Genomic DNA, 1,687 nt, shown 5'->3' with positions numbered 1-1,687 from the left:
TGTAAAGGCAACATCAATATAGTGACACACGAAATGATAAATTTATTTATCATTTCAGAATAATAAAATCACTTCGGTGATTAGTTTTAGTCAGTAGTATTGAGTCGTATCGAAAGATACACATTAAACTTTAAATTGAAGAGTTTGATCATGGCTCAGATTGAACGCTGGCGGCAGGCTTAACACATGCAAGTCGAACGGTAACAGAGAATAGCTTGCTATTTTGCTGACGAGTGGCGGACGGGTGAGTAATGCTTGGGAACTTGCCCTAACGTGGGGGACAACAGTTGGAAACGACTGCTAATACCGCATAATGTCTACGGACCAAAGGTGGCCTCTATTTATAAGCTATCGCGTTAGGATGGGCCCAAGTGGGATTAGCTAGTTGGTAAGGTAATGGCTTACCAAGGCGACGATCCCTAGCTGGTCTTAGAGGATGACCAGCCACACTGGAACTGAGACACGGTCCAGACTCCTACGGGAGGCAGCAGTGGGGAATATTGCACAATGGAGGAAACTCTGATGCAGCCATGCCGCGTGTGTGAAGAAGGCTTTCGGGTTGTAAAGCACTTTCAGCGAGGAGGAAAGGGTAGTTATTAATACTAACTATCTGTGACGTTACTCGCAGAAGAAGCACCGGCTAACTCCGTGCCAGCAGCCGCGGTAATACGGAGGGTGCGAGCGTTAATCGGAATTACTGGGCGTAAAGCGCGCGTAGGCGGTTAATCAAGTCAGATGTGAAAGCCCAGGGCTCAACCTTGGAACTGCATTTGAAACTGGTTAACTAGAGTTTTGTAGAGGGTGGTAGAATTTCAGGTGTAGCGGTGAAATGCGTAGAGATCTGAAGGAATACCAGTGGCGAAGGCGGCCACCTGGACAAAGACTGACGCTGAGGCGCGAAGGCGTGGGGAGCAAACGGGATTAGATACCCCGGTAGTCCACGCAGTAAACGATGTCTATTAGAAGTTTGTGGCTATATGCCGTGGGTTTCAAAGCTAACGCATTAAATAGACCGCCTGGGGAGTACGGCCGCAAGGTTAAAACTCAAATGAATTGACGGGGGCCCGCACAAGCGGTGGAGCATGTGGTTTAATTCGATGCAACGCGAAGAACCTTACCATCCCTTGACATCCAGAGAATCACCTAGAGATAGATGAGTGCCTTCGGGAGCTCTGAGACAGGTGCTGCATGGCTGTCGTCAGCTCGTGTTGTGAAATGTTGGGTTAAGTCCCGCAACGAGCGCAACCCTTATCCTTAGTTGCCAGCACGTAATGGTGGGAACTCTAGGGAGACTGCCGGTGATAAACCGGAGGAAGGTGGGGACGACGTCAAGTCATCATGGCCCTTACGGGATGGGCTACACACGTGCTACAATGGCAAATACAAAGGGCAGCTAGCCAGCGATGGTATGCGAATCTCATAAAGTTTGTCGTAGTCCGGATCGGAGTCTGCAACTCGACTCCGTGAAGTTGGAATCGCTAGTAATCGTGGATCAGAATGCCACGGTGAATACGTTCCCGGGCCTTGTACACACCGCCCGTCACACCATGGGAGTGGGCTGCACCAGAAGTCATTAGCTTAACCTTTCGGGGATGGCGATGACCACGGTGTGGTTCATGACTGGGGTGAAGTCGTAACAAGGTAGCCCTAGGGGAACCTGGGGCTGGATCACCTCCTTACGTAAAGA

1 rRNA gene is annotated in these 1,687 nt (G+C 49.9%); it reads left to right on the top strand.

Annotation, left to right across the window (positions count from 1 at the left end):
• Positions 1-132 precede the first annotated feature (132 nt).
• Positions 133-1,679 (top strand): 16S ribosomal RNA (locus KSO91_RS17130).
• Positions 1,680-1,687: the final 8 nt, after the last annotated feature.

This window comes from Psychromonas antarctica, assembly GCF_022267535.1.
Lineage (GTDB): Bacteria > Pseudomonadota > Gammaproteobacteria > Enterobacterales > Psychromonadaceae > Psychromonas > Psychromonas antarctica.
This window is presented reverse-complemented; position numbering and strand designations above follow the sequence as displayed.